The following is a 26,148-nucleotide window of genomic DNA, read 5'->3' on the forward strand; positions in this document are numbered from 1 at the left end:
TCTTTTTTATATATAAAATGGAAATGCCGTTAGGCATTTCGAATCCGTGTGGGAAAAATTTGTTTTATTGTGAATTACGTTTTATAATTTAACTATTAACATCTATGGGGGTCTAATATGTCAATTAAATGTTTCTCGCTCGGTGCTGCAGAAGAAGTTACCGGTTCAAAGCATATTTTTCAGATTGATGACAGAATGTTTATGATAGACTGCGGTTCTTTTCAGGGAAAGCGAAAGGAGTCGGACGAAAAAAATCGTAATTTTGATATTGACCACGAACGTCTTGAGTCTGTAATTCTTACCCACGGACACCTCGATCACTGTGGTCTTTTACCTCTGCTTACCCGCAAGGGCTACAAGGGAAATATCTATGCAACTCCTGCAACCCGCGATATTGCAAATCTTGTAATGATGGATTCTGCCCGCATTCAGGCCCATGATGCAGAGTTCCTTAGTAAGCAGGCCCGCAAAAAGGGTGAAAAGTTTACCTGGAAACCCCTTTACGACGAAAATGACTGTGTGGCCGCTGCAAATCAGATTGTTTCCCTTTCTTATAATAGAAAGATGTTTATTGCTCCGGATGTCCAGCTGGAGTTTTTTGATGCAGGACATATTCTCGGTTCAGCCTTTGCAAACGTTACAATCAATCCTAATCCAAAAGAGCCTGAAAAAGAAACCCGTCTGCTTTTTACAGGTGATATAGGCCGCAAGTGTAAGCCAATCATCCGTAACCCCGCAACAGATATGCCGGCTCCGGATTACATCTATCTTGAATCTACTTATGGAAACAAGCTTCACGACAATCATGACCTTGCAATGAAGGAGCTTATCCGCATTGTCCGCGATACCTGTGCTAAAAAGGGAAAAATCATAATTCCTTCTTTTGCAATTGAGCGTGCCCAGGAACTTGTTTTCTATTTACATCTTCTTACAGATCAGAAAAAGATTCCTGTTGTGCCTATTTATGTTGATTCACCTATGGCCAGCAACGCAACCTCTGTATTCCGTGTTCATCCGGAATGCTACGACGAAAGTGTAAACGAAGCCTTCCTTAAACATCATAAAAATCCATTCGGTTTCAATTCCCTCATATATACAACCAGTGTAGAAGACTCAAAGGCCCTCAATAAAAAAGAAGGACCTATGATTATTATTTCAGCTGATGGTATGTGCGAAGCAGGACGTGTTCTATATCATCTTGCCAACGAAATTTCAAATCCACGTAATACAATCATGATTGTCGGTTACATGGCAGAAAACACTCTGGGCCGCCGTATTTTCGAAGGCCAGAAGGAAGTAACAATTCTCGGCGATAAGTACAAGGTTGAAGCAAAAGTAGAGAAGTGTAACGGTTTTTCTGCCCATGCTGATTATTCAGAAATGATTGAATGGCTGGGAGAAATTGATACAAGCCGCCTAAAGAAAATCTTCCTTATCCATGGTGAATTAGACCAGCAGGAAGGCTTTAAGCAGCATTTAATCGAAGCCGGCTACCCGAATGTAGAAATTGTCGCTCCTGAAAAAGAATATGAATTAGACTAGAATAATACTTCTAAATTCGTTATTCTAAAAGGACATTATTTTAAATTGTGTCATTTATTTATTGATTTTGTGTTTGACTTTGATTTTTTATGTTAAAAAACACTAGATATAGTGCTTTTTAACTGAAATTCTAGTATAAAAACACTGAATTTACTTGATAAGTTGTACACAATGTATTATTATTAAAACAACCGATACGGAAAGTTTTTCCATTTCGCAGAGGAATCATAAAGGAGTCTCCTGCGGAAATCGGTAAATAAATAAGCTGAGGGAATCATAAAGGAGTCCCAAGGCAAAAGAGGTTTTATATGACTTTAAGACCAGAATGGGAAGGATTTAATCCTGACGGTTTATGGACAAGCGAAATCAACGTTCGCGACTTCATCCAGGCAAACTACACACAGTATGATGGTGACTCATCATTCCTGGCAGGCCCTACAAAGGCTACAGAAAAGCTTTTTGCTGAGCTTCAGAGACTTCAGAAGGAAGAACACAATAAGAAGTCAGTTGGTCTTGATGGAAAGGAGAGATCAGGGGTTCTTGACCTTGATACAGATGTTGTAACAGGCCTTACTTCTCATCCGGCTGGATATATTTGTCCGGAAGGAAAGGAGCTTGAGCAGGTTGTAGGTCTTCAGACTGACAAGCCTTTGAAGAGAGCTTTCATGCCTTTCGGTGGAATCAAAATGGCAGAGCAGTCTTGCGAAATGTATGGCTACAAGCCAAATGCAGAACTTCACAAGATTTTCACAGAGTACCACAAAACTCACTCAGACGCTGTATTTGATGTATATACTCCAGAGATCCGCAAGGCCCGCAAGGCACACATCCTTACTGGTTTGCCAGATACATACGGACGTGGACGTATCGTAGGTGACTACCGCCGTGTTGCTCTTTATGGTATCGACTACCTTATTGAGCAGAAGGAAGCAGACAAGGCTAACTGCGGAAACGGAACAATGACAGAAGACGTTATCCGCCAGCGCGAAGAGCTTGCTGAGCAGATTAAGGCTTTGAAGGGTATGAAGGCTATGGCTGCCCTTTACGGTTTTGATATTTCTAAGCCAGCTACAACAGCAAAAGAAGCATTCCAGTGGCTCTACTTCGGATACCTTGCTGCTATCAAGACACAGAACGGTGCTGCAATGTCTGTAGGACGTATTTCTACATTCCTGGACTGCTACATCGAGCGCGATATTAAGAAGGGAATCCTTAATGAGGAAAAGGCACAGGAACTCGTAGACCATATGGTAATGAAGTTCCGCATGGTACGCTTCGCACGTATCGAATCTTACAACCAGCTCTTCTCTGGTGACCCAATCTGGGCTACTCTTGAAGTTGCAGGTCTTGGACAGGACGGACGTTCACAGGTAACAAAGAACGACTTCCGCTTCCTCCATACACTCGAAAACATGGGACCTTCTCCAGAGCCAAACATCACAGTTCTGTACTCAAAGAGACTCCCAGAAAACTTCCGCAAGTACGCTGCAAAGATTTCTATTGATACATCTTCTATCCAGTATGAAAACGACGACATCATGCGTCCAATTTGGGGTGATGATTACTCAATCTGCTGCTGTGTATCTGCTACACAGACTGGTAAAGAAATGCAGTTCTTCGGTGCCCGCGCTAACTTGGCTAAGGCTCTTCTTTACGCTATCAATGGTGGTAAAGACGAAGGTGCAGGTCTTACTCCTTACGCTCAGGTTGGTCCTGAATTGCAGCCAATCACTTCTGAGTACCTCGACTACGACGAAGTTATGCGCAAGTACGATGTAATGCTTGAATGGCTCTGCGACCTCTATGTAAACACATTGAACGCTATCCATTACATGCACGATAAATACTACTACGAAGCTGCTGAAATGGCTCTCATCGATACAGATGTTCGCCGTACATTCGCAACTGGTATTGCAGGTTTCTCTCACGTAGTAGATTCTCTCTCTGCTATCAAGTATGCAAAGGTTAAGGTTATCCGCGATGACCACGGTCTTGCATGTGACTTCAAGCCAGAAGGAGACTTCCCACGCTACGGTCAGGATGATGACAGAGCAGACGAAATCGCAGTATGGCTCCTTAAGACATTCATTGGAAAGATTAAGAAGCACCCAACATACCGCAATGCTGAGCCTACAACATCTATCCTTACTATTACTTCTAACGTTGTATACGGTAAGGCTACAGGTGCTCTTCCTAACGGACGCCCGGCTCACGCTCCATTCTCACCAGGAGCTTCTCCATCTTACGGTGCAGAAACAAAGGGTCTTATTAAGTCTTTGAACTCTGTTGCTAAGGTTCCATACAAGTACTCACTTGATGGTATCTCTAACACACAGACAATCAACCCTTCTGCTCTTGGACACGATGAAAACGAGCGCGTTTCTAACCTTGTAAACGTTCTTGACGGATACTTCTCTAAGGGTGCTCACCACCTGAACGTAAACGTATTCGGCGTTGAAAAGCTCAAGGACTGCCAGGCTCACCCTGAAAAGCCAGAGTATGCTAACTTCACAGTTCGCGTTTCTGGATACGCAGTTCGCTTCATCAACCTTACAAAGGAACAGCAGGACGACGTTATCGCTCGTACTTGCCACGCATCATTGTAAGATGATACAAACGGTGGTTGAGTGATGCGAAGCATCGTATCGAAACCACCGTGTCACTACAAAAAACGCCGCTTCGGACAACGGAGCGGCGTTTTTTGTATATCCTGTCATTCCCCGGCTTGACCTGCGACGTTTGCGAAGCAAACTCGGTCAGGGAATCTGTTATAACAACAATTTATTACCGTTATCGAATAATTATATATAAAACCTATTGACCAACTAGGTAATTAGATATAATCTAAGCCAACTTTTATTTCTTGATATTTCAGGAGGACAATTTATGAAAAGAGAATTAAAAATTACATTGGCTGCAGCATTTGCTTTGCTTGCCATTTCACCATGCTTTGCAAAATCAGCAAAAGCAAAAAAGTCAAAAGTGCGTACAATTAATGTTGCCCACACAGTTACAAACGTACCATACGACTTCCTCGACGAAAAGGGAAATGCAGATGGTTTTGAAATTGCCGTACTTAAAGCAGTTGATGAACTTCTCCCGGAATATGAGTTCAAGTTCCACGGTGTAAGCGATGAAGAGCTTTTGATTGGAACCGAATCAGGAAAATATCAGGTGGGTACAAAGGGTGCCTGGATTACAGAAGAACGCAAAAAGAAGTTTTTGATTCCAAGTAATCCTCTTGCTGCAAGTGTAATTGGTATTGCCTTCCGTAAAGAAAATGCAAATCAGATAAAAGACCTTGAAAGCTTTGCAAAGTTTTCTGGAAAACTCATTCCAATTTCTCCACAGAGCGCTCAGTACTCAGTAATTCAGGACTTCAACGAAAAGCATCCGTCAAATCAGATTAAGCTTGTTCCTTCTGATGTTTTTGATATTGCTGATTCTTATCTCTGGGTACTCGAAGGCCGCTACGACGCTTACTTTGTTCTCAAGCTTTCTTTCGAAAAAAATGTTCTAAAAGAAAGTGGCCCGTATCATCAGTTTGCAGATAAGCTTGCCTATGTGCCATATAAGGGAATCCCAACCTGGCCTCTTTTCAACAAAAAAGAGACTGAACTTGCAGCTGCCTACGACAAGGCCGTGCAAACTTTGAAAGAAAATGGTACAATATCAAAGTTGTCACTTAAATACTTCGGAGAGGATGTATTTAATTTCGTGACTGAATAATAAAATAACCGACGGTGGTTTCGATACGACACTTCGTGTCTACTCAACCACCGGTGGTTGAGTGCCGCGAAGCGGCGTATCGAAACCACAATTTACAGGAGATTCGATGACTAGACCATTTTCACCAGTTCAAATTTACAAGAGTCTAGTCTCCATTCTTCCCTACATTGGCGTTACCTTCGGTGTTGTTCTTGGAACTGTCTGCCTGGCTCTCCTGCTTGCCGTTGGCCTTTTTGCACAGAAGCAGAGTTCCCGCCGCTGGATACGCGCTCTTGCAGACGGCTACATTAATGTAATCCGCTGTACTCCAAGCATTGTTCTTCTTTTTATTGTCTATTACGGAATTCCAAAACTTGCGCTCGGCCTCTTTGGTCTCGACCTCAATTTTTCTTCAAAAATCATATATGTAATTATTTCACTTTCTCTGCTGTATTCTGCAACTCTGGCAGAAATTATCCGCTCGGCTTATCTTGCCCTTGGCCGGCAGCAGTATGAAGCAGCACTTTCCATAGGACTTAGTCCCTGGCAGGCAATTCGCCGCGTTATGCTGCCTCAGGGACTTGTTATTGCCCTTCCGAATCTGGGCAATTCTCTTATTTCTCTTTTTAAGGAAGGTAGCCTCGCTTTTACAATCGGCCTGATTGATATGATGGGGGCGGGTAATCTTATTATTTCCCGCAACTATGGAGCTTATTCCCTTGAAACTTATATTGCGCTGGCAATTATTTACTGGGCACTTACACTTATTATAGAGCAAATTTTTCTGCGCTTAGAAAAGCATTATTCAAAAGGCAGGAGGAGTCTGAATGCAGCTTGATTTCTCTTACCTGATTCGTACCTTCTGGCTTTGCGTAAAAGCAATTCCTGTTACTCTTGAGATTACAATTGTGTCTCTGCTGCTGGCTCTTATTCCAGCTCTGCTGATAGCCCTTGCCCGTATTCACAAAATCAAAGTGCTGGATCAGCTTTGCCGGATTTTTGTATCTTTTATTCGCGGAACTCCAATTGTTCTCCAGATTCTGATTGTCTACAGTATTATGCCAAGTCTTTTGAACAGTCTTGTAAAATCTGCAGGCTGGTCTCTTAATGTTTTTGAAATAAATCCTGTTGTTTACGCCTTTGTTGTTTTTGGAATTAATTCCAGTGCAGGACTCAGTGAGGTTTTTCGTTCAGCTCTTACTTCTGTGGATCGTGGCCAGCTGGAAGCAGCCTTAAGTATAGGTGAGACACATTTTCAAGCCTTTCGCCGTGTAGTATTTCCTCAGGCTCTTGTTTCTGCATTGCCGAATCTTTGCTCTACAACAGTTATTCTTATAAAAAATACTTCTCTTGCCTTTATGATGACTGTTCGTGAAATTACCGGTGTTGCAAAAATAGAAGCAGCCTACGGTTATAACTATGTTGAATCTTATATTGATATTTTTATTATTTACATATTTGTCTGCCTTGCGGTAGAATTGATTTTCAGAAGAATCGAAAGAAGTCTTGTGTTTGCTGGAGTGCGTCGTGCTAAAACTAACTAACGTTCATAAGTCATTTGATAAAACAGAGGTTCTCAAGGGTATTTCCCTGAATGTAGAAAAGGGAAGTGTAACTGCAATTATAGGACCATCCGGTGCCGGAAAAACAACTCTTCTCCGCTGTATGAATTTTCTGGAAAAAGCAGATTCTGGCACTCTTGATTTTGATGAATTTCACCTTGATTTAGAAAAGGTTTCTAAAAAGACTATGCTGGAAGTTCGTCGAAAGACAGCCTTTGTTTTTCAAAATTATAATCTTTTTGCAAATATGCCTGCCCTGCAAAATGTAATGGAAGGCCTTGTAACAGCCCGTAAAGTTTCAAAAGCAGAAGCAAAAGATCGGGCTTTAAAAGCTCTTGAAAAAGTTGGTCTCAAAGACAAAGCAGATTTTTATCCTTCAAGTCTTTCCGGAGGTCAGCAGCAGCGGGTTGGAATTGCACGTGCCATTGCCGTAAATCCGGAAGTAATTTTATTTGATGAACCTACTTCTGCCCTGGACCCGGAGCTTACCGGCGAGGTTCTCAGTGTAATCAAAGAACTTGCCGCAGAAGGAACTACAATGGTAATTGTAACTCATGAAATGTCCTTTGCCCGCGATACTGCAGACAAAGTTATCTTTATGGATAAGGGTGTGATAGTAGAAGAAGGTTCCGCTGCTGAGCTTTTTACAAATCCAAAGAATGCAAGAACCAGACAGTTTCTGAAGATATAGCCTGCTTCTGTGGCAATCAATTAACCTACGAATTCATAACCCGCATCAGTAACAGCGGCCTTCATTGAATCATCTGCTACTGCCTTTGACAAAGTCAATTTTACTTCGCCTTTTTTATGATCAGCAGAAGCTGCATCAATTCCGTCAATTGCTTCGAGTGCTTTTTTTACATGCATTTCGCAGTGTTCACACATCATTCCATTTACTTTAATTGTTCTTTCTGTCATTTTCTTTTCCTCCAGAATCGCTTTTGTATTTGTATTATTCATCTTAAAGAGATTTAATCTCAATGCATTCGAAACTACACAGAAACTTGAAAGACTCATTGCTGCAGCCCCAAACATAGGATTCATATCTAGTCCAAGCTTATGGTAGACACCTGCCGCAAGAGGTATTAAAAGTACATTGTAGAAAAATGCCCAGAATAGATTTTCGTGAATATTACGAAGAGTTGCCCGGCTCAGTTTTATTGCAGAAGGAATATCAGAAAGTCTGCTCTTTACCAGGACTATATCAGCTGCATCAATTGCAACATCAGTTCCGGCTCCAATTGCAGTACCTGTATCTGCAGAGGTGAGGGCAGGAGCATCATTAATTCCATCTCCAACCATCATAACTTTTCCTTCCTTCTTTAACTTTGTAATTACAGCAGCCTTTTCATCCGGCATTAGGCCCGCAATTATCTGATCAACTCCGGCAGCCTCTCCAACAGCCTTTGCAGTACGTTCATTGTCTCCGGTAAGCATAATGGTTTTTATACCCATCTTTTTAAGTTCGCTTATGGCGGCGGCACTGTCTTCCTTTATAACATCTGCAACAGCAATTATTCCGATTACCTTACTTTCATTATTATATTTTTTTATGAAGAACAAAGGTGTCTTTCCCTGGTCAGAATATTCTTCTGCATGCTGCAAAAATCCGTTATCTATACTGGCAATGCCTTGGGCAAACTTAAGGCTTCCTCCAAACAATTCTGCTGTTCCATCTTTTCCACGAACTCCGCTTCCAGCCATGGCTTTAAAATCACTTATATTGCGAAGACTAAGCCCGCGTTTTTCTGCTTCTTTCATTACCGCTTTTGCAAGAGGATGTTCGCTTCCTGCTTCCAGACTGGCAGCATATTCCAGAAGTTCAAATTCTGAAAAATCAGTTGAAGGTAAAAGATCTGTTACAAGAGGTTCTCCCCTTGTAATTGTTCCAGTTTTATCGAGGACAACAATATTTGTTCTGCCTGCTGCTTCAAGTGCTGCCGAAGTTTTAAATAAAATACCGTTTCTGGCTCCTTTTCCGTTTCCTACCATGATAGCAACCGGAGTTGCAAGTCCCAGTGCGCAGGGGCAGCTTACAACCAGAACTGCAATAGACCTGCTCAAGGCAAAACTGAATTCTGCACCAAGAATCAGCCAGACAGCAAAAGTTACTGCTGCAATTGCAATTACTGACGGAACAAAAACTCCTGCGACCTTATCTGCAATGCGGGCGATTGGTGCCTTTGTTGCCGCCGCATCACTTACCATTTTAATTATCTGAGAAAGGGTAGTGTCTTTTCCAACTCTGGTTGCGCGGCATTTTATAAAGCCTGAAGTGTTGATAGTCGCCGCAGAAACAAAATCTCCGGCCTGCTTATCTACTGGAACTGATTCACCAGTTAGAGCTGCCTCATTAATTGCTGTGTTTCCTTCTATAATTATTCCATCTGCCGGAATGTTTTGTCCTGGTCGAACAATGAAAATGTCATCTATGTGAAGCTGACTGACAGAAACTTCCTTTTCAATTCCATTTTCCAGAATTACTGCTGTTTTCGGTGCAAGCTTCATAAGCCCTTTAAGGGCATCTGTAGTTCGACCCTTAGAAAGTGCTTCAAGAAGTTTTCCCACCGTGATGAGAGTAACAATCATTGCAGCACCTTCAAAATAAAAGTTATGCATATAATGCATAGTGAGCTCATCGTTGCCCTTTGTTACTGAATCAGTCATTCCAAAAAGCATTACCAGGCTGTATATAAAAGAAACTCCGGAGCCCATTGCAACAAGTGTGTCCATATTAGGAGCACCGTGTATGACACTCTTAAATCCGCTGATAAAAAACTTTTTATTAATCAGCATGATTATTGCTGCGAGAATCATCTGTACAAGGCCCATTGCAATGTGATTTCCATTGAACCATGAAGGAAGAGGCCAGCCCCACATAGTGTGTCCCATGCTGATATACATTAAAAGCAGGAGAAAGCCTGTTGAAAGAATAAGGCGTTTTATAAGAATAGGACTTTCTCTGTCTTTAAGAGAATCAACTTCTGTGTCTGGGCTTAAGGACTTGTTCTCGAGCGAAGTCAAGGTTTCTGTTGAAGAGGTTGAACCTGTATCAGTTCCCTGAAGACTTGCTCCGTATCCTGCATTTTCAACAGCCTTAATTATTTCTGCTGCATCTGCATTGCCTTCTACTCCCATTGAATTTGTAAGCAGGCTTACCGAGCAGGAAGAAACTCCCGTTACCTTGTTTACCGCTTTTTCTACGCGTGCCACACAGGCAGCACATGACATTCCTGTAACTGTATATTTTTCCATAAGTTTGTTTGTTGCCTCTAACATATAATATACTAATAAAAGATGTAAAAATCAATTGTATACAATATAAACTGCAAAAAATCTATAGTTATTTATTTATTAAAATGCTACAATGCCACAAGTATGGTAAAAGCATCAACAGAATATAAAAGGGCTCATAAAGCAGATTATGGCCGTGAAAAAATAGAACTTCTCTACCACGATCAGTGGATTGCTGTAATCAATAAACCAAGCGGACTTCTTTCAGTACCTTATCCAGGAAGTAAGGTCCGTACTGCCCAGTCTGTACTTGAAGAAATGCTTCGTAAGCAGGGAGTGGCCAACTCAAAGCATAAGCCTTATGTAGTTCACCGCCTGGACCGCGATACCAGCGGTGTTATGATGTTTGCCCTGACAGAGCAGGCTCAGGAAAAAATTATGAATACCTGGCATCAGATGGTAACTGAGCGCCTTTATCATGCTGTGGCAGAAATTGGAAAGGGAGCGGAGCCCTTGCCTGAATCTGGACTTATTGATGATCCGCTTGCCCAGAATGCCCATAACGTAGGTTTTGTCCCAAAAAAGGGCGATACGGACCGCACAGGCCACGAGTTTAAAACCGTAGCCGCCCGTACTCATTACAAGATGATTTTACAGGGACCAAGTCACATTCTTTTTGAACTTTCTCTGGATACAGGAAAGAAAAATCAGATTCGTGCCCATCTGGCAGCTCACGGCTATCCTCTTGCTGGAGATGAAGAACACAGGGCTCACACAGATCCATTCAACCGGCTCTGCCTTCATGCCAGAACCCTTGAGTTTGACCATCCCTTTACCGGCGAACATATGAAGTTTGAAGTTCCTGAACCGGAGGAGTGGAGCGAGTATGTAAAAAAAGGAGATAAGCATCCTGAGAAGCCTGTCTGGGACTTGCCTCAGAATCGCCCGCATGCAGCCCATTCTGCTTCCCGCGGGCGACATCACGATGAGTTGCAGCTTGGTCAGCGTCGTCTTTCCGCAAAAGATAAAGCCCACATGGACTTTATTTCAAGTGGAAAAAAATACCGAAAATAGTTATATTTAAATTATAAGGAGGCCCTATGGAAGGCTACATTCATCAGCTCGAAAGCTTCGGCTGTGCGGACGGACCAGGAAGCCGTTTTATTATTTTCTTTTCAGGCTGCCCTCTGCGCTGCCTTTACTGTCATAATCCTGATACCTGGAAAATGACAGACGGAAAGCTCTATTCAGTAGAAGAGCTTGTAAAAGAAGCAATGTCCTGCAAGGAATACTGGGGCAAGAAGGGTGGTGTAACCGTCAGCGGTGGTGAGCCTCTTTTCCAGATTGATTTTCTGATTGAACTTTTTACTGCCTTTAAGAAGCTTGGCGTAAATACCTGTATTGATACTTCAGGAGCTCCTTTCCGTAACGGTGAGGCCGCTGATGCTTCAGAAGAAGATAAGGCCTGGTTCGAAAAATTCCAGAAGCTTATGGAAGTAACAGATATTCTTTTGATGGATATAAAGCACATCAACGAAGAAGAACATATTAAGCTTACAGGTAAGAGCGGAAAAAATATCCGCGAGATGTTTGCTTACCTGGACAAAATCAATAAGCCGATCTGGATCCGCCACGTACTGGTTCCAGGTATTACTGATAATGACGAATACCTGACACAGACCCGCGACTTTATCCGCACACTCCACAATGTTTACCGTGTTGAGATTCTTCCATACCACGGCCTTGGTGCAATGAAATATAAGGATCTGGGAATTGATTATGTTCTTAAAGACCTGGAAAGCCCGACACTCGAACGTGTAGCAAACGCAAAGAAAATCCTTGAGTGTGATAAATATACAAAGTGGCAGGAATAGTATGCCTCAGTCATTCCGAACTTAGGGAGCGGCACTGCGTAGCAGGGCAAAAACAGTCCAGTGGACTGTTTTTAGCGAGTCTCCGAGCAGCTATGCTGCGAAGGTTCGGAATCTATTACAAGATGCTGAAACAAGTTCAGCATGACATTAAATTGTAGGAGCAAAATATGTCAAAATACTTAGACCGCGCAAAAGAAATCCGCGCAATCGTTGAACCACATCATAACTGTACACAGTCAGTTCTTATGTCCTTTACCCAGTCGTTGAACCTCGACGATGAAACCGCCTACAAAATTGCCGTTGCCTTTGGTGCCGGAATGAAGAGCGGAATTACTTGTGGTGTAATTACAGGCGGACTAATGGTTCTGGGCCTTTTTGATGTAGATGCTCCTGAAGATACTCAGGCCCTGGTAAAATATTTCCAGAGCCGCCACAGCGACATGCTCAACTGTGCCGACCTCTTAAAAGCCAATGCCGCAGCCGGCGGCCAGCGCAAGCCTCACTGCGACGCTCTTGTTTACGAGATGGTTGAATACGTAGAAAAAATCCTTAGAGAAAAAGGAAAATTATAAGTTTGCCAGCGTAGTGAAAAAAAAGTATGACGACAACATCATTCCGTTGGCGGCATGCTTTTTTTTCACGTAAGCAGGCAAACTTAAGAACTCTTTTTTTATATTGAGATAAGTCTTTTTTTTCTATATAATAAATCATTATTTTGCTTTTTATTTGAGGATAATATGATAGATAAGTGGGAAATTGTAATCGGTTGCGAAATTCATACTCAGCTTCTAACTAAAACCAAGGCCTTCTGTGCCTGCGAAAACCGCTACGGCGGAATGCCGGACACTCGCGTGTGTCCTGTATGCCTTGGCCTCCCGGGTGCTATGCCACGTATTTCAAAAGGTTATGTTGAGCTTGGAGCCGTTGCCGGACAGGCTTTAAACTGCAATATCGCACGCTTTACAAAATTTGACCGCAAGCATTATTTCTATCCTGACTTGGCAAAGGGCTATCAGATTACTCAGTATGATATTCCGCTTTGTACAGACGGTTATGTTGATCTTCCTTTCAGAAGCTATCCGAAAGATGAACAGCCGGGCGGAGCAAAATGCCGCGAAAAGAACTTTATCGGCCAGGATTGTATCGTAGGTGATGGAAAATACCGCCGTGTCCGAGTAGAACGTATTCACCTTGAGGAAGACGTAGGTAAGTCTCTCCACCTTCAGGGCGCTCACTCATACATTGACTACAACCGTTGTGGAACTCCACTTATAGAAATTGTAACAAAACCGGATATGACTTCTCCTGAAGAAGCTGCTCTCTTTATGCAGACTGTTCAGGAAATCCTGCGTTACGTAAAAGTAACAAACGGTAACCTCGAAGAAGGTAACATGCGCTGCGACGCAAATATCAACCTTAACGTTTGGGAAGACGGAAAACTCTGGCACACACCAATTTCCGAAATCAAAAACCTGAACTCTTTCAAGGCAATCCGCGAGGCTTGTACTTACGAAGCACAGCGCCAGCTCAAAGAATTCCAGGAAGACCGTCAGGAATTCAATCCTGGCTTCAAAGTAACAATGGGTTGGGATGAAGAAAAGGGCCAGACTGTTGTTCAGCGTACAAAGAACTCTTTTGTAGACTACCGCTTTACAACTGAACCTGATATCAAGCCTTTCACAGTAAGTGAAGAACTCATTGCAAACGCAAAAGAAAAGGTAGGTGAGCTTCCTGAAGCAAAACGTCAGCGCTACAAGGCTCAGTACGGAATGACTGACTTCGACGTAGAAACTATTACTTCTACCCGCGATCTTGCTCTCTTCTTTGAAGACGCCGCTACAAAATCAAAGAATCCAAAACGCGCAGTAAACCTTATTCTTGCAGAGCTCCTTGCAGTTCTCAACGAAAAGAAAATTGCCATTACAGATATCAGCTTAACACCTGCTCATATCGCAGAACTTGCCGATGCCCTCGAGGATGGAAAAATCACATCAAAGCAGGGTAAGGAAGTATTTGCTGAAATGCTGGATTCTAACAAAATGCCTTCAGTTATCATCAAAGAGAAGGGCATGGAAGTTGTAAGCGATGCCGGTGAAATCGACAAGATTGTTCAGGATGTAATTGCCGCTAACCCTAAAGCTATTGAAGACTGGAAGGGTGGAAAGACAAACGTTGTCGGCTGGCTTATGGGGCAGGTAATGAAGCAGAGTCACGGAAAGGCTAACCCTAAGCAGGCAACTGAGTTATTAAATAAACATCTTGCAACATTGTAAGTTGGTTTCGATACACCGCTAACGCGGCACTCAACCAACGGTGGTTGAGTAGGCCGAAGGCCGTATCGAAACCACCATTACGAGTGTAATTTTATAAACTGCACAAAGTCCTGTTCACTTAATGGCTTAGAGTAGAAGAAGCCCTGTGCCTGGTCGCAATTGATTGAACGCAAAAAGTCTCTCTGAGCCTGAGTTTCAACACCTTCAAAGACTGTCTGCTTTTCAAGATTTTTACTCAATTCAATCAGAATACGGATAAAGCTCTCAGACTTCTTGTCTATGCGGCCTTCATCGTCGGTAGAAGAGTTTAAGAATTCCCGGTCAAATTTTAAAACATCTACAGGAATTTTTGTAAGCATATTCAAGGAGGATTCACCGCTTCCAAAATCATCCATTGCAACAGTAAAACCTTCTTTGTGAAGCTTTGCTGTAATATCCTGAAGATTGTCGTTATCCATTACAGAACGTTCCAGTATCTCAATCTGAATCAGATTTGCAGGAATAGAAAATCTGTTGAAGATTTCCATAAAATCATGTATGAACTTGTCCGGCTTATTATGGTTGCGGGACATATTCACTGAAATAGGAACTACAGGTATATTTTTAGCAAGACTTGCTTGAATAAAGCGGAATACTTCTTCGTATACATAATAGTCAAGTTTTGTTATAAAGCCATTTTTTTCAAAAAGAGGAATAAAATTTTCCGGAGTCATAAGTCCAAGTTTAGGACTGTTCCATCTTACCAGGGCTTCTGCACCAACAATCTTATCATCAGTAAGTGAGATTTTCGGCTGATACATGACAAAGAATTCTTTATCATCAAGAGCCTGCTGCATATGACTTTCTATGAATCGTTCTTCATTAATTTTCTCAAGAAGCTTTGAATTATAAACAGAATACTGAGTAAGCATGTTATCTTTTATAGTACTCTTGGCGAAAGAAGCCTGTCCTATAAGGCTCTGGATTTTATTACCTGTAATATCAGAATCGGGCATAAGAAATGAAATACCGAATTTAGGGAAGAAAGGAATTTCGTATGATTTAGATTCCTGCGCGAAAACTTCCATTTCCTGCTTAAAATAATTCATTGCTTTATGAACAGAAGTTATTTTTATAAACAGATAAAAACGATCAGCAAAGCCACGCCCTATTATAGCATGAAAACCGGAAATCGTTTTTGTAAGCATTTTTGAATAATAAAGAATAAGGTTGTCAGCAGCTTCTTCTCCATAATTCTGATTAATAAACTTAAAGCCGCGGATATCTGCTTCTATAAGCATAAATTTCGAACGGCTGTTTCTAAGCATTTTGTTTGCTTCATTTTCAAAACGCTGTCTTGTCCAGAGATTTGTAAGAGGATCATATACGGTTGCAATCAGCTGTTTTTTCTGGAAAAAATCAAGAAGTTTTGCTTCTGCAGAAACAAGACATAAAACAAAAAGAATAGAAACAATGATAATTGCAATTTCGTTTTTCTTTTCCGGCTTATAGATTTCATTTATTTCAGACATGGAAATTTTCAGGGAAAGAGTCCATCCTGATTCCGGAATTTTTGCGGTGAGCAGGTAAGCAAGCTCTCCAGTATCTGTCTGTGTAATATATGTCGAAGGTGGATTTTTTGCCATATTAGGTGTAGAGGTGTTTGCATACCTTTCATCAGTTGGCGTATAAACTCTTCCGATAATCTCCGGATTCGGGTGAACCAGGAAATATCCGTTTTTATCGAGAAGCATATAGGACTCTTTTTCACCAACTTTTATATCGGTGGTACTTTCTACAAATTTATTTATGAAAATTGAAGCTCCAAGAGCTCCTGCTATTTTTCCATCTTTATAAATAGATTTTTCTATAGAGAAAATTTTGTCGCCGGTTCTGGGATGAATTCTTAATCCACTGACTGCAATATCATTACCTTCTCTAAGTCCTAAATGATTTTCGGGATTAAGTTTTGTTAAAAAATTATCAGATGTATAAATTGTGCCATCCGGTAAAACATAATATAACTCAAAAAAATCTTCCGGCATTGTGTAAGCATATTCATTTATAAATTGAAATATCTTTTGAGGATCAGGATTGTCAAAAATCTTGTCTGTATAGAAAACCTGCATGGAGTGAATATAATCATCTAATTTAAGACTGATGATTTTTGTATAGCTGTCCAGTGTTGTATGAACACTGTCAAAATATTCATTTTCAGCATCCTTCAGCATTCTTTTTGTGTATATACTGGACAGAGAAAGTACGATTGTCATGAAAACAATTGAAACGAGGAGGGTTGAAATTACTTTAGCCTTTTCGGGCGTGATATTCTTTTTTTTCACTAAACTTCTTTCCGAACATTATTTATTTCTTCCACCTTTTTAAATAATATCATACATTTTGGGAAAGTCAAAAGAATTAATTTCTATATATATAGAATAAAGTGACTATATTATTCTTAATTGTTTAGAATTAACCTGATTTAACTTTAAGAAAACGTTGTAGAGGGGAGTGAAAACGTTTTCGAAATTTGAAATGATATAGTTAAACGTTTAATATGATAGAAATTGCCGGAAATTTGCTATTTTTTTTTTGCAAAATAAAAAGATATGAGTTACAATTAACTTAATTAGGGGTTATTACCTAATATAAAAAAAACTTTTTACAAGAGGAAAGGAAAATGAAAAAAATCCTAACAGTATTGTGTGCTCTCACAGTAGCTGCCGCTTTGTTCACAGGTTGTTCAAAGGGTGGTGCAGGAAAAGGTCCTGTAACAATTAATCTCTGGTCATTTACAGACGAGATTCCAGGAATGGTTGAAAAGTATATCGCTGATCATCCAGACTGCGGATTTACTGTAAACAAGACTATCATCGCTACTACAGAAGGTGCTTATCAGCCAGCTCTCGACCAGGCTCTTATGGCAGGTGGTGCAGATGCTCCTGATATGTATGCAGCTGAAGCAGCTTTCATCCTTAAGTATTCACAGGGTGACATGCAGCAGTATGCAATGCCTTACAAAGATCTCGGAATCGATATCGACAACGCTATCAAGGCTGCAGAAATTGCTCCTTATACAGTAGATATCGGATCTAACACAAGTGGTCAGGTAGACGCTCTTGGTTATCAGACAACTGGTGGATGTTTCATCTATCGTCGTGACCTTGCAAAGAAAGTATTCGGAACAGACGATCCAAAAGCTGTAAATGACATCATTGGTGGTGGTTCAAACAGCTGGGCTAAGTTCAATGATGCTGCTGCTAAGCTTGCTGCTGCAGGTGTAGCAATCGTATCTGGTGACGGTGATATCTGGCACGCTTATGAAAACTCTTCAGACAAGGGTTGGATTGTAGATGGAAAACTCTACATCGATCCAAAACGTGAAGCTTTCATCGATGCATCTAAGGCTCTTACAGACAATGGCTGGTCTAACCAGACTCAGGACTGGACAGATGCTTGGTTCGCAGATATGAAGGATGCAGGTGCAAAACCTTGTTTCGGATTCTTCGGACCAGCTTGGCTCATCAACTACGTATTGGCTGGTAACTCAGGTGATACATATGGTAAGTGGGCAGTTTGTAACTCACCAATCGGATTCTTCTGGGGTGGTACATGGGTACTTGCTAACAAGAACATGCCAGCTGCTAAGAAGAACGCTGTAAAGACACTCATCGAATGGATTACACTTGACTACTCTAACGATGGTCTCCTTTACAAGTGGGCTAACGGTACACTCAATGGAGAAGGTGGAACAAAAGATACAGTTTCTTCTGGAGTTGTAATGGCTAAGTCTAACGGTGAACTCGAGTTCCTCGGCGGACAGAACATGTTCGATTACTTCGTACCTGCTAACAAGTACGCAAATGGTAAGAACCTCACACAGTATGATGAAACAATCAACTCACTCTGGCGTGAACAGGTTCGTGCTTATGCAAACGGACAGAAGAGCCGCGACGCTGCTATCAAAGACTTCAAGCAGAACGTTGCTGATAAGCTTGGTGTAGAGTAATAATTAAACCATACGCTTAATATAATTAGGGCTGTCGAAAGGCAGCCCTAATTTGTAAATTTAAATTATTAAAAAAGTTTTTTGAGTTTCTATAAAAAACTAATCTTTTTGAGGTGTCCGACAATGAAAAAAAAAGGAAAAATTAGTTATGCTAAATATGGCTACATATTCAGTATTCCTTTTGTACTTGCGTACTTAATTTTCAGTTTATATCCAACTTTATATACTGCAATTATCGGTTTTACAGATTTAAGAGGTGTAGGTAAAACTTCATGGCATTTTCTGAAGATAACTAACTTCTTTGACAATTATAAAACAATTCTTACTTTGCCAACCTTCCATGTAGCATTGAAAAATACTATAAAATTGTGGGTTTGCAACTTTATTCCACAGATGATTCTGGCACTTTTGCTTTCTGCCTGGTTTACTAACCGTCGTGTTAAAGTACCTGGAGAGGGAGCATTTAAAGTACTTTTCTATATGCCTAACATTATTACAGCTGCTACAGTTGCTATTTTGTTTGGTGCTCTTTTTGGTTATCCAATGGGACCTGTAAATGATGTTCTTACACGTTTCCATATCATTGATAAGCCATACTTCTTCCTTCAAAATAAGAGTGTAGCACAGGGAATCGTAATGTTTATCCAGACCTGGATGTGGTATGGATATACAATGATTATCATTATTTCTGGTGTACTTGGTATTAACCCAGAAATTTTCGAAGCCGCTGATATCGATGGTGCAAATGGATGGCAGGTATTCTGGAAGATTACTATTCCAAGTATCCAGACTATTCTTTTGTTCACTCTTGTAACATCACTTATTGGTGGTTTGAATATGTTCGATATTCCAAACCTCTTTGTACGTGATTCTGGTCCTGATAATGCAACATTAACTACAAGCGTTCTTATTTATACAATGGCCTTCAAGGGAGGTTATATGTATAACAGAGCTTCTGCACTTTCTATGATCATGTTCCTTATTATCGTAGTATGTTCTGCAGCTCTCTTCTTCTCTATGAGAGATAAAGAAGAGGTAAGATTAAAGAAACTTAAGAAGCAGGAAATGAAAGCTCGTAAGCTTGCTATGAAAAATGAAGCAAAAGGAGTTAAAAATGAGTAACAAGTCTAATGTTCAGATTTATAAAATCCTTATTATGATTGTATGTGTAATACTTTCGTTTCTGAGTATTATGCCTTTTATAATCATGTTCGTAAACTCAACTCGTTCTACTTTCGAAATTCAGCAGCATGCAGTTTCATTTGTTCCATCAAAATTCCTGTTAAACAACTGGAGAATTCTTACTTCAAAGAGTTTTAATCCTGCAAAAGGATTCTTGAACTCATTAATTGTTTCTTGTGGTATTACAGGTATTACCTTGTACTTCTCTACACTTACTGCTTATGCACTTGTAATGTACGACTGGAAACTTAAGAACGCATTCTTCAGCTTTATTATGGCAATCATGATGATTCCTGCAACAATTACAATCATTGGTTTCTACCAGATGGTATATAAGATTCATATGACAAACAGTTTCCTCATGTTGATTCTTCCTGCTATTGCATCTCCTTCTCTGGTATTCTTTATGCGTCAGTATATGAAGCCTTCTGTTTCTCCATCACTGGTAGAATCTGCTCGTATTGATGGTGCAAAAGAGTTCTTTACCTTCAATGTAATTGTTCTTCCTATTATGAAACCTGCTATTGCTACACAGGCAATTTTCAGTTTCGTAACAAGCTGGAATGATTTGTTTAAGCCTCTTATCCTTCTTACTAAACAGGATAAGTTTACACTGCCAATCATGGTATCTCTCCTTCGTGGTGATATTTACCGTACAGAATATGGTAGCGTATACCTTGGACTTACACTTACTGCACTTCCACTTATTGTAGTGTACTTGTTCCTTTCTAAGTACATTGTAGCGGGTGTTGCAATGGGTTCTGTAAAGGGTTAAATTTTTAATAGAAATTCAAAAAGGGCTGCGATACAGAAATGTGCCGCAGCTTTTTTTTTATAGATTGCCCGGTCAAGCCGGGCAATGACGTTTGTCGGCTGCGGTTCACAAAGGACTGCAGCCTTTTTTTTAATATAGAGTAAATCCTTTATGGACTTTTGACAAATCATGGGTTAAAGTTGTAATATTAAAGAAAACGTTTTCGTAATTATAATTACGGTGATATACGTCCACGTCAAGGCACGCTACGCTTAAAGCCTTGACATGTCCGTTTATCGGGTTTTTAAGGAGGTTAAACCCGCTATGAAATACGGTTATTTTGATGATGATAAGGCGGAATATGTAATTACCCGCCCTGATACTCCAACTAGCTGGAGTAACTATCTTGGTTCTACAGTCTACGGTGCTGTAATTACAAATAATGCCGGCGGTTATGGCTTTTATAAATCCGGAGCTCAGGGACGTTTTATGCGTCTGCGTTTCAATTCTATTCCAATGGATCAGCCGGGCCGTTATTTTTACCTCCGCGATCAGGAAGACGGAGATTTCTGGTCTGCTTCATGGCAGCCAGTAGGTAAGCCTCTTGATCAGTATAAGAGTGAATGCCGCCATGGTACTGCATATACAACAATCACTTCTGAGTACAAGGGAATTAAGAGCGAAACAAAATACTATGTTCCTCTCGGACAGAACTTTGAGTACTGGCGCCTTAAGGTAACAAATACATCAGATAAAAAACGCAAAATCCGTGTATTCTCTTATTGTGAATTTACTAACCAGTGGAATACAACTCAGGATCAGGTAAACCTTCAGTATTCTCTCTTTATTGTAAAGGGAGAAAAAGTAGGGGATAATCTGCTTCGTTATTCTATTCAGGATAATCTTTACATTCAGCACCCTGAATATGAGGTTGGCGGTGCTTATATGAGCGAGTGGGTTGCCCTTATTGGTACTCCTATGACCGGTTTTGACACAAGCCGCGAAGCCTTTATCGGAACTTACGGTTCTTATGAACACCCTAAGGCTGTCGTAGACGGCGCTTGTACAAACAGCGAAGCTTTTGGTGATAACTCTTGTGGTACTGTACAGGGAGACCTCGAGCTTAATCCTGGCGAGACAAAAGAAATCATGCTTATGCTTGGTATTGATGATGCTCTTGCTGTTGGACAGAAAATTGTAAATGAGTTTGGTAACTTTAAGCGTGCAGACGAAGAATTTGAAAAGCTTGTAAATGCATGGCATGCAAAGCTCGGTTCTTATAAGGCTATTACTCCTGATGAGGATATTAATCATACTGTAAATGTATGGGGACTTTATAACTGTTTGATTACATTTGCCTGGTCACGAGCTGCCAGCCTTGTTTACAACGGAGAACGCGATGGTCTTGGTTACCGCGACTCTGTACAGGATATTCTTGGTGTTTCTGCTGCTATTCCGGAAGAAGCAGAAGAGCGTCTTGTACGTATGATTAGTGGTCAGTGCCAGAATGGTGGTGCAATTCCTGTAATTTCTAAGGACTTTAATGCCGGCCACGAAAAGGCTCCAAAGCCGGAAGAGTTCCGTTCTGATGACTGTGAATGGTTCTTCAATGCAGTGCCTTGCTATGTAGCAGAATCTGGTAATTTTGATTTCTATAATAAAGTAGTTCCTTATGCAGATGGCGGAGAGGCTACTGTTTACGGACACCTTAAGCGTGCCCTTGAATTCAATCTGGAGCGTATGGGTGCAGACGGACTTCCTTGCGGACTTCTCGCAGACTGGAATGACTGTCTTAAACTCGGCTACCACGGAGAATCTCTCTTCGTAGCTTTCCAGCTGCGCCTTGGTCTTACAACTTATGCTGACATAAGCGAAAGACTTGGAAAGAAAGACGAAGCTGCATGGGCTTTGAAGGAGCGCGATGCTCTTGATGCTAATATTCAGAAGAAGTGCTGGGACGGCAAGTGGTTTATCTGGGCTGTAGGCGAGGATGGAACTGTTTACGGAACCAAGTCTATTGAAGAAGGACAGATTTACTTTAATACTCAGGTTTGGGCTGTTATGTCTAGCGCTGCAACAGCAGAGCAGGCTCGCATTTGTATGGAATCTGTAAAGGAAAAGCTTGCAACTCCTTACGGACTAATGCTCTGTGCGCCTCCATTTGTTAAGACTCGCTCAGACATCATGTCTTCTGTAGTATTCCTTCCTGGTATTAAGGAAAATGCAGGTATCTTCAACCATACTCAGGGTTGGGGTGTTATTGCAGAAACTATGCTTGGAAACGGTGACCGTGCTTACGAGTACTGTAAGGCATCTATTCCTGCTGCTTATAATGACAAGGCAGAAATCCGCCAGAGTGAGCCTTATGTAGTTGGTCAGACAACTTATTCTACCTTCAGTAAGCGCCCTGGAAACACTCGTACTTCTTGGCTTTCTGGTGCCGGAACCTGGTCTTACTATGCTATTACTCAGTATATGCTTGGTATTAAACCACAGTACGACGGCCTTTTGATTGATCCATGTATTAAGCACGACTGGGACGGCTACACGGTAGAGCGCCGCTGGAGAAAGATGAACCTCCACATCGAAGTAAAGAATCCTCAGCATGTATGCAAGGGTATTGAATACCTCGAAGTAGACGGTAAGCGTCTTGATGCAGCTGTTATTCCTGTAAGCCAGCTCCATGACGGAAGTAAGATTGTTGCTTACATGGGTAAGGATGCTAAGACTTTCCCTGTTGAGCGTGTATAAAAAGATTGCCCGGTCAAGCCGGGCAATGACACTATTGGATAAAGGCGGCGGCAAAACTGCCTTTAGTTATGTCGTCGTCAATTTGTAACATTTCAAAAGGAGCAGAAAACAGTTTTTTTAATCTGTTTTCTGCTTTTTCTTTTAACATTGGTGTTTTCCAGAAGGTGCTTCCGTTGCAGGCTATGCATACCGGAAATTCTTCACTTTCTTCATCTGCCATAAGAATGGCTGCATAAATAGCTTCTGCAGTAAGATATGCAGAACGTTCTATGATTGCAGAAATAATTTCTCTAAGGAAATCAGCATCTTCTGAACTTCCATTAAGAATAAGAGCAGAAAGTCTGGTCTCTTTTTCACTGTTATAAATGCCGTCAAAGTCTGCAGTAGATAAATGAGTAAATTTATTAAAGCCATTTATAAAAGCTGATGAAAATAACTTTTCTTTACAGGCCTGTGAAATTATTTCGTAAGCAAGATCTCCAAGATATGCACCGGAAGACATTTTTTCTAAAAGAGACTGATCCGGCTGACTTGTCTTACTGCATATTGTTTTGTCAAAATCACTTTGGAGCAGGTTTGAAAACATACCGCATTCAGTTACAATTATTCTCTTTTTGTAGACAAAAGCGCTGTTCATGCCTGTGCCAAGAATAAAGGCAATGCGGCTTTTGCAATTAAGAGAGGAAGTAGAAAGTAAAAGGGCAGTAGTATCGTTTAATACATTTATTTTTTTGATTTTTGTCCAGCCCTGAATTTTTAATTCCTGTAACAGCTCTTTACCAAGATAAGTGCCAACTGCTTCCGGGGCTTTTACTTCTTTTGAAAAACGGATGATTTTTCCATCACCGTCTTCTGTTATTGCCATAGCATAGCTGAAACAAAAACTGATTTTACTTGAACGGTCTTTCAGGCGGGAAATATTATCAGCTATAGCTTTATAAAATTCCTGCCTGTTTAATTCGCGGTCTATGGCAGGCATTAAGGTTTTCTGAAAATCTGAAATCTCAAGTCCTTCGGCAGTCTTTGTCACCAGACAGGAACGGAAGTTTGTTCCCCCTGCATCAATTACAATGGCATTTTCGCCTTCTGCAATTTCATCCACAAGGGCACTGCCGGCTTTAATCATTGCCTGATCAGAGCCGCCTGCTTTTAATCCTCTTTCCATGTCAGCAAGAATTTTATTGTGAAGATTATCGGCAACAGTACTTGAAAAATTGTGACTGCTGAGAAAATCAAGAACCTTATTTTGAATTTTCATTTAACTTTTTTTCCTTTTATTTATCAGCAAATATTCTTTCATAAGAATCTATAATTTTTGCTTCAATTCCGCTGAAATATTTTACAGTACCGACTCTGAGTTTATCGGTGGCAGCATCATCTGCAATCAGGATGGCACTTTTATGCATCTGCAGAATTGTAACCGGCCACATCTGAGAAACAGATTCTTCTACGGCGTGCTGCAGAGCATCTGCCTTAGAAAGACCTGACATCATAATTAATACTTCGCGGGCATCGGTTATTGTGCCGATTCCAACTGTAAGGGCAGTCTTTGGAACCTTTGTTGTGTCACCGTCAAAAAAGCGGGCATTCGCGGCAATTGTATCTTCTGTAAGGGTTTTCATTCTTGTGCGGGAGGTTAGGGAAGAGCCTGGTTCATTAAAGGCAATGTGTCCGTCGCAACCGCAGCCACCCAGAAATAAATCAATACCACCGGCCTGCTTTATCATTTCTTCATAATGCTCGCATTCTTTCTGCGGGTCTGAGGCTGTTCCATCCAGAATGTGAACATTTTCTTTTTTTATATCAATCTTGCTGAAGAAGTTTTCCCACATAAAATAGTGATAGCTTTGAGGATTTTTGTCATCTAAGCCGTAGTATTCGTCCATGTTAAAGGTGATTACGTTTTCAAAAGAAATAAGTTTTTTCTGGTTTAATTCAATCAGACGCTGGTAAACTCCAAGTGGAGTACTGCCGGTTGGAAGCCCCAGTACAAAAGGTTTTTCTTTTGATGGTGCTGCACTTGCAATTTTGCCTGCAATGTAATCTGCAGTCCACTTTGCGCAGTCTTTGTAATTATTTTTTATTATCAGTCTCATTGTTTTCCTCCAGTTTATTCTTTACGATTTTTCCTTCGACCATTACAAGCTTTATACTGAAAAGTTTATCCATTACGATAATGTCGCTGTCATAGGTTGGGCTGATTATTCCTTTGTGAGTATATTTCATTATACGGGCAGGATTTACACAGGCAAACTTTACGGCGTCTGAAAGAGGGTAGCCATACTGGACTATGTTTTTAATAGCCTTTTTCATTGTAAGAGATGAACCTGCAATTACATCATCGGCCTTTCTATGAAAACATCCGTCTTTGAATATAACTTCTTCGCCGTTTGCAAAAAGATGTTCACCTTTTTGTTCTGTCGGAGTGAGTGCATCTGTTACAAGAACTATCTGAGCTCTGTTTTTATCGCGGGAAAGAAGCTTAAATAAATCGGGATGTACATGAACGCCATCTGCAATTATTTCACATGACATTTCAGGATGTATAAGAATTGCACCGACTGTTCCCGGGTTTCTGTGATGAAGCTGACTCATGGCATTAAAGAAATGGGTAGAATGAAGAATACCAACCTGAATGCCCTCTACTATATTTTCATATTCTGCATTTGTGTGACCGGCTTGTAAGATAACGCCTTTTTCAACGCAATGCAGGGCAAGTTCTCTCATTCCCTTAAGCTCAGGAGCAACTGTCATATTTACAATGTGACCTTCAGAAGCTTCCCAGAGTTCATCGAATAATTTTATATCAGGAAGTTTTACGGTTTCAGGTCTCTGTACTCCAAGTTTTTCAGGAGAGATAAAAGGGCCTTCCAGATGGATTCCCATGATTTTGGCTCCTTCTTCGTGACCCATGGCGGCAACAATGGATTGAATAGTTTTTTTCATCTCTTCTGTAGAAGAAGGGTACATTGTGGGATTAAAGGCTGTTACTCCATACTGGGCAAGGTCTTTAGACATCTGAAGGATTCCTTCTGTGGTACAGATATCTGTTCCGTGTCCCTTAAAGCCATGGATGTGAGTATCAATCAATCCAGGCATAATATAGTTTCCCTTTGCATCAATCAGACGTACTTCTGGTCCAAAGTTCATTTTTTCAAAACGTTCTTCGCTGAAGGTATCTTTGACTTTGGAATCTTCTATAAGGACCGCAGAGCGCTGGTCGTTGCTTGTGAGACCTGTAAGAACAATTCCATTATGAATACATATTGTCATAAAGCCT

General features: G+C 40.9%; 19 protein-coding genes. 14 read left to right on the forward strand and 5 right to left on the reverse strand.

What is annotated here, in order from left to right; translation table 11 throughout:
* The first annotated feature begins 117 nt into the window (after positions 1–117).
* From G626_RS0102855 to G626_RS0102880, 6 genes are all read left to right on the forward strand, one after another.
* Positions 118–1,542, forward strand: a complete 1,425-nt coding sequence (locus G626_RS0102855; protein ID WP_022931285.1) for an MBL fold metallo-hydrolase RNA specificity domain-containing protein — start codon at positions 118–120, stop codon at positions 1,540–1,542.
* A gap of 308 nt (positions 1,543–1,850) precedes the next feature.
* The gene (gene pflB, locus G626_RS0102860) at positions 1,851–4,148 is read left to right on the forward strand and encodes a formate C-acetyltransferase (protein WP_022931286.1); all 2,298 of its coding nucleotides are present in this window, start codon (positions 1,851–1,853) and stop codon (positions 4,146–4,148) included.
* A 280-nt stretch (positions 4,149–4,428) separates the two neighbouring features.
* Positions 4,429–5,271 (forward strand): transporter substrate-binding domain-containing protein, encoded by an 843-nt coding sequence (locus tag G626_RS15175; RefSeq protein ID WP_022931287.1) that lies wholly within the window; start codon positions 4,429–4,431, stop codon positions 5,269–5,271.
* Positions 5,272–5,377: 106 nt separating this feature from the next.
* Positions 5,378–6,088: an amino acid ABC transporter permease gene (locus tag G626_RS0102870; protein WP_022931288.1), complete on the forward strand. Its 711-nt coding sequence runs from the start codon at positions 5,378–5,380 to the stop codon at positions 6,086–6,088.
* A complete protein-coding gene (locus G626_RS0102875) occupies positions 6,078–6,794 on the forward strand; it encodes an amino acid ABC transporter permease (protein WP_022931289.1) in 717 nt (238 codons plus the stop codon). Before G626_RS0102870 ends, G626_RS0102875 begins: the two co-directional genes overlap by 11 nt.
* The gene (locus tag G626_RS0102880) at positions 6,778–7,503 is read left to right on the forward strand and encodes an amino acid ABC transporter ATP-binding protein (protein ID WP_022931290.1); all 726 of its coding nucleotides are present in this window, start codon (positions 6,778–6,780) and stop codon (positions 7,501–7,503) included. Before G626_RS0102875 ends, G626_RS0102880 begins: the two co-directional genes overlap by 17 nt.
* Before the next feature lie 20 nt (positions 7,504–7,523).
* On the opposite strand, the gene G626_RS0102885 is transcribed toward G626_RS0102880, so the two are convergent.
* Complete coding sequence (locus G626_RS0102885) at positions 7,524–10,067, reverse strand: heavy metal translocating P-type ATPase (protein WP_027726940.1); 2,544 nt, start codon at positions 10,065–10,067, stop codon at positions 7,524–7,526.
* 123 nt (positions 10,068–10,190) lie between these two features.
* Between G626_RS0102885 and G626_RS15180 the strand changes: the two genes are divergently transcribed.
* The 4 genes from G626_RS15180 (at position 10,191) to gatB (ending at position 14,193) form a co-directional block, all read left to right on the forward strand.
* Positions 10,191–11,120, forward strand: coding sequence for an RluA family pseudouridine synthase (locus G626_RS15180; RefSeq protein WP_022931292.1), 930 nt, complete (start codon positions 10,191–10,193; stop codon positions 11,118–11,120).
* A 26-nt stretch (positions 11,121–11,146) separates the two neighbouring features.
* Positions 11,147–11,920 carry a pyruvate formate-lyase-activating protein gene (gene pflA / locus G626_RS0102895; RefSeq protein WP_022931293.1) on the forward strand — a complete coding sequence of 258 codons (774 nt, stop codon included), beginning with the start codon at positions 11,147–11,149 and terminating at the stop codon, positions 11,918–11,920.
* 167 nt (positions 11,921–12,087) lie between these two features.
* Positions 12,088–12,492, forward strand: a complete 405-nt coding sequence (locus G626_RS0102900) for a C-GCAxxG-C-C family protein (RefSeq protein WP_022931294.1) — start codon at positions 12,088–12,090, stop codon at positions 12,490–12,492.
* Positions 12,493–12,657: 165 nt separating this feature from the next.
* Entirely contained in the window at positions 12,658–14,193 is a 1,536-nt protein-coding gene (gene gatB / locus G626_RS0102905; RefSeq protein ID WP_022931295.1) for an Asp-tRNA(Asn)/Glu-tRNA(Gln) amidotransferase subunit GatB, read from the forward strand.
* 77 nt (positions 14,194–14,270) lie between these two features.
* On the opposite strand, the gene G626_RS0102910 is transcribed toward gatB, so the two are convergent.
* Complete coding sequence (locus G626_RS0102910) at positions 14,271–16,514, reverse strand: GGDEF domain-containing protein (RefSeq protein ID WP_022931296.1); 2,244 nt, start codon at positions 16,512–16,514, stop codon at positions 14,271–14,273.
* 338 nt (positions 16,515–16,852) lie between these two features.
* On the opposite strand from G626_RS0102910, the gene G626_RS0102915 reads away from it, so the two are divergent.
* The 4 genes from G626_RS0102915 (at position 16,853) to G626_RS0102935 (ending at position 22,868) form a co-directional block, all read left to right on the forward strand.
* On the forward strand, positions 16,853–18,181 hold the full coding sequence (locus G626_RS0102915) for an ABC transporter substrate-binding protein (protein WP_022931297.1): 1,329 nt from the start codon (positions 16,853–16,855) through the stop codon (positions 18,179–18,181).
* Positions 18,182–18,304: 123 nt separating this feature from the next.
* Positions 18,305–19,303 (forward strand): carbohydrate ABC transporter permease, encoded by a 999-nt coding sequence (locus tag G626_RS0102920; protein WP_022931298.1) that lies wholly within the window; start codon positions 18,305–18,307, stop codon positions 19,301–19,303.
* Positions 19,296–20,138: a carbohydrate ABC transporter permease gene (locus G626_RS0102925; RefSeq protein WP_022931299.1), complete on the forward strand. Its 843-nt coding sequence runs from the start codon at positions 19,296–19,298 to the stop codon at positions 20,136–20,138. The genes G626_RS0102920 and G626_RS0102925 overlap by 8 nt, the downstream gene beginning before the upstream one ends.
* Positions 20,139–20,441: 303 nt before the next feature.
* Entirely contained in the window at positions 20,442–22,868 is a 2,427-nt protein-coding gene (locus G626_RS0102935; RefSeq protein WP_022931301.1) for a GH36-type glycosyl hydrolase domain-containing protein, read from the forward strand.
* 31 nt (positions 22,869–22,899) lie between these two features.
* Here G626_RS0102935 and G626_RS0102940 read toward each other — a convergent pair whose 3' ends face one another.
* Genes G626_RS0102940 through nagA form a run of 3 tightly spaced genes read right to left on the reverse strand, consistent with a single transcriptional unit; the run spans position 22,900 to position 26,141 of the window.
* Entirely contained in the window at positions 22,900–24,126 is a 1,227-nt protein-coding gene (locus G626_RS0102940; RefSeq protein WP_022931302.1) for a hexokinase family protein, read from the reverse strand.
* Between the two features lie 16 nt (positions 24,127–24,142).
* Entirely contained in the window at positions 24,143–24,964 is an 822-nt protein-coding gene (gene nagB, locus G626_RS0102945; protein WP_022931303.1) for a glucosamine-6-phosphate deaminase, read from the reverse strand.
* The gene (gene nagA / locus G626_RS0102950; protein ID WP_022931304.1) at positions 24,942–26,141 is read right to left on the reverse strand and encodes an N-acetylglucosamine-6-phosphate deacetylase; all 1,200 of its coding nucleotides are present in this window, start codon (positions 26,139–26,141) and stop codon (positions 24,942–24,944) included. Before nagA ends, nagB begins: the two co-directional genes overlap by 23 nt.
* Positions 26,142–26,148 lie beyond the last annotated feature (7 nt).

This window comes from Treponema bryantii NK4A124 (assembly GCF_000421345.1).
GTDB lineage: Bacteria > Spirochaetota > Spirochaetia > Treponematales > Treponemataceae > Treponema_D > Treponema_D bryantii_B.

Excerpts from the sequence above, each read along its gene's own strand:
- G626_RS0102855 (WP_022931285.1), top strand. The coding sequence starts at position 118 with ATGTCAATTAAATGTTTCTCGCTCGGTGCTGCAGAAGAAGTTACCGGT.
- pflB (WP_022931286.1), top strand. The coding sequence starts at position 1,851 with ATGACTTTAAGACCAGAATGGGAAGGATTTAATCCTGACGGTTTATGG.
- G626_RS15175 (WP_022931287.1), top strand. The coding sequence starts at position 4,429 with ATGAAAAGAGAATTAAAAATTACATTGGCTGCAGCATTTGCTTTGCTT.
- G626_RS0102870 (WP_022931288.1), top strand. The coding sequence starts at position 5,378 with ATGACTAGACCATTTTCACCAGTTCAAATTTACAAGAGTCTAGTCTCC.
- G626_RS0102875 (WP_022931289.1), top strand. The coding sequence starts at position 6,078 with ATGCAGCTTGATTTCTCTTACCTGATTCGTACCTTCTGGCTTTGCGTA.
- G626_RS0102885 (WP_027726940.1), bottom strand. The coding sequence starts at position 10,067 with ATGGAAAAATATACAGTTACAGGAATGTCATGTGCTGCCTGTGTGGCA.
- G626_RS15180 (WP_022931292.1), top strand. The coding sequence starts at position 10,191 with ATGGTAAAAGCATCAACAGAATATAAAAGGGCTCATAAAGCAGATTAT.
- pflA (WP_022931293.1), top strand. The coding sequence starts at position 11,147 with ATGGAAGGCTACATTCATCAGCTCGAAAGCTTCGGCTGTGCGGACGGA.
- G626_RS0102900 (WP_022931294.1), top strand. The coding sequence starts at position 12,088 with ATGTCAAAATACTTAGACCGCGCAAAAGAAATCCGCGCAATCGTTGAA.
- gatB (WP_022931295.1), top strand. The coding sequence starts at position 12,658 with ATGATAGATAAGTGGGAAATTGTAATCGGTTGCGAAATTCATACTCAG.
- G626_RS0102915 (WP_022931297.1), top strand. The coding sequence starts at position 16,853 with ATGAAAAAAATCCTAACAGTATTGTGTGCTCTCACAGTAGCTGCCGCT.
- G626_RS0102920 (WP_022931298.1), top strand. The coding sequence starts at position 18,305 with ATGAAAAAAAAAGGAAAAATTAGTTATGCTAAATATGGCTACATATTC.
- G626_RS0102925 (WP_022931299.1), top strand. The coding sequence starts at position 19,296 with ATGAGTAACAAGTCTAATGTTCAGATTTATAAAATCCTTATTATGATT.
- G626_RS0102935 (WP_022931301.1), top strand. The coding sequence starts at position 20,442 with ATGAAATACGGTTATTTTGATGATGATAAGGCGGAATATGTAATTACC.
- G626_RS0102940 (WP_022931302.1), bottom strand. The coding sequence starts at position 24,126 with ATGAAAATTCAAAATAAGGTTCTTGATTTTCTCAGCAGTCACAATTTT.
- nagB (WP_022931303.1), bottom strand. The coding sequence starts at position 24,964 with ATGAGACTGATAATAAAAAATAATTACAAAGACTGCGCAAAGTGGACT.
- nagA (WP_022931304.1), bottom strand. The coding sequence starts at position 26,141 with ATGACAATATGTATTCATAATGGAATTGTTCTTACAGGTCTCACAAGC.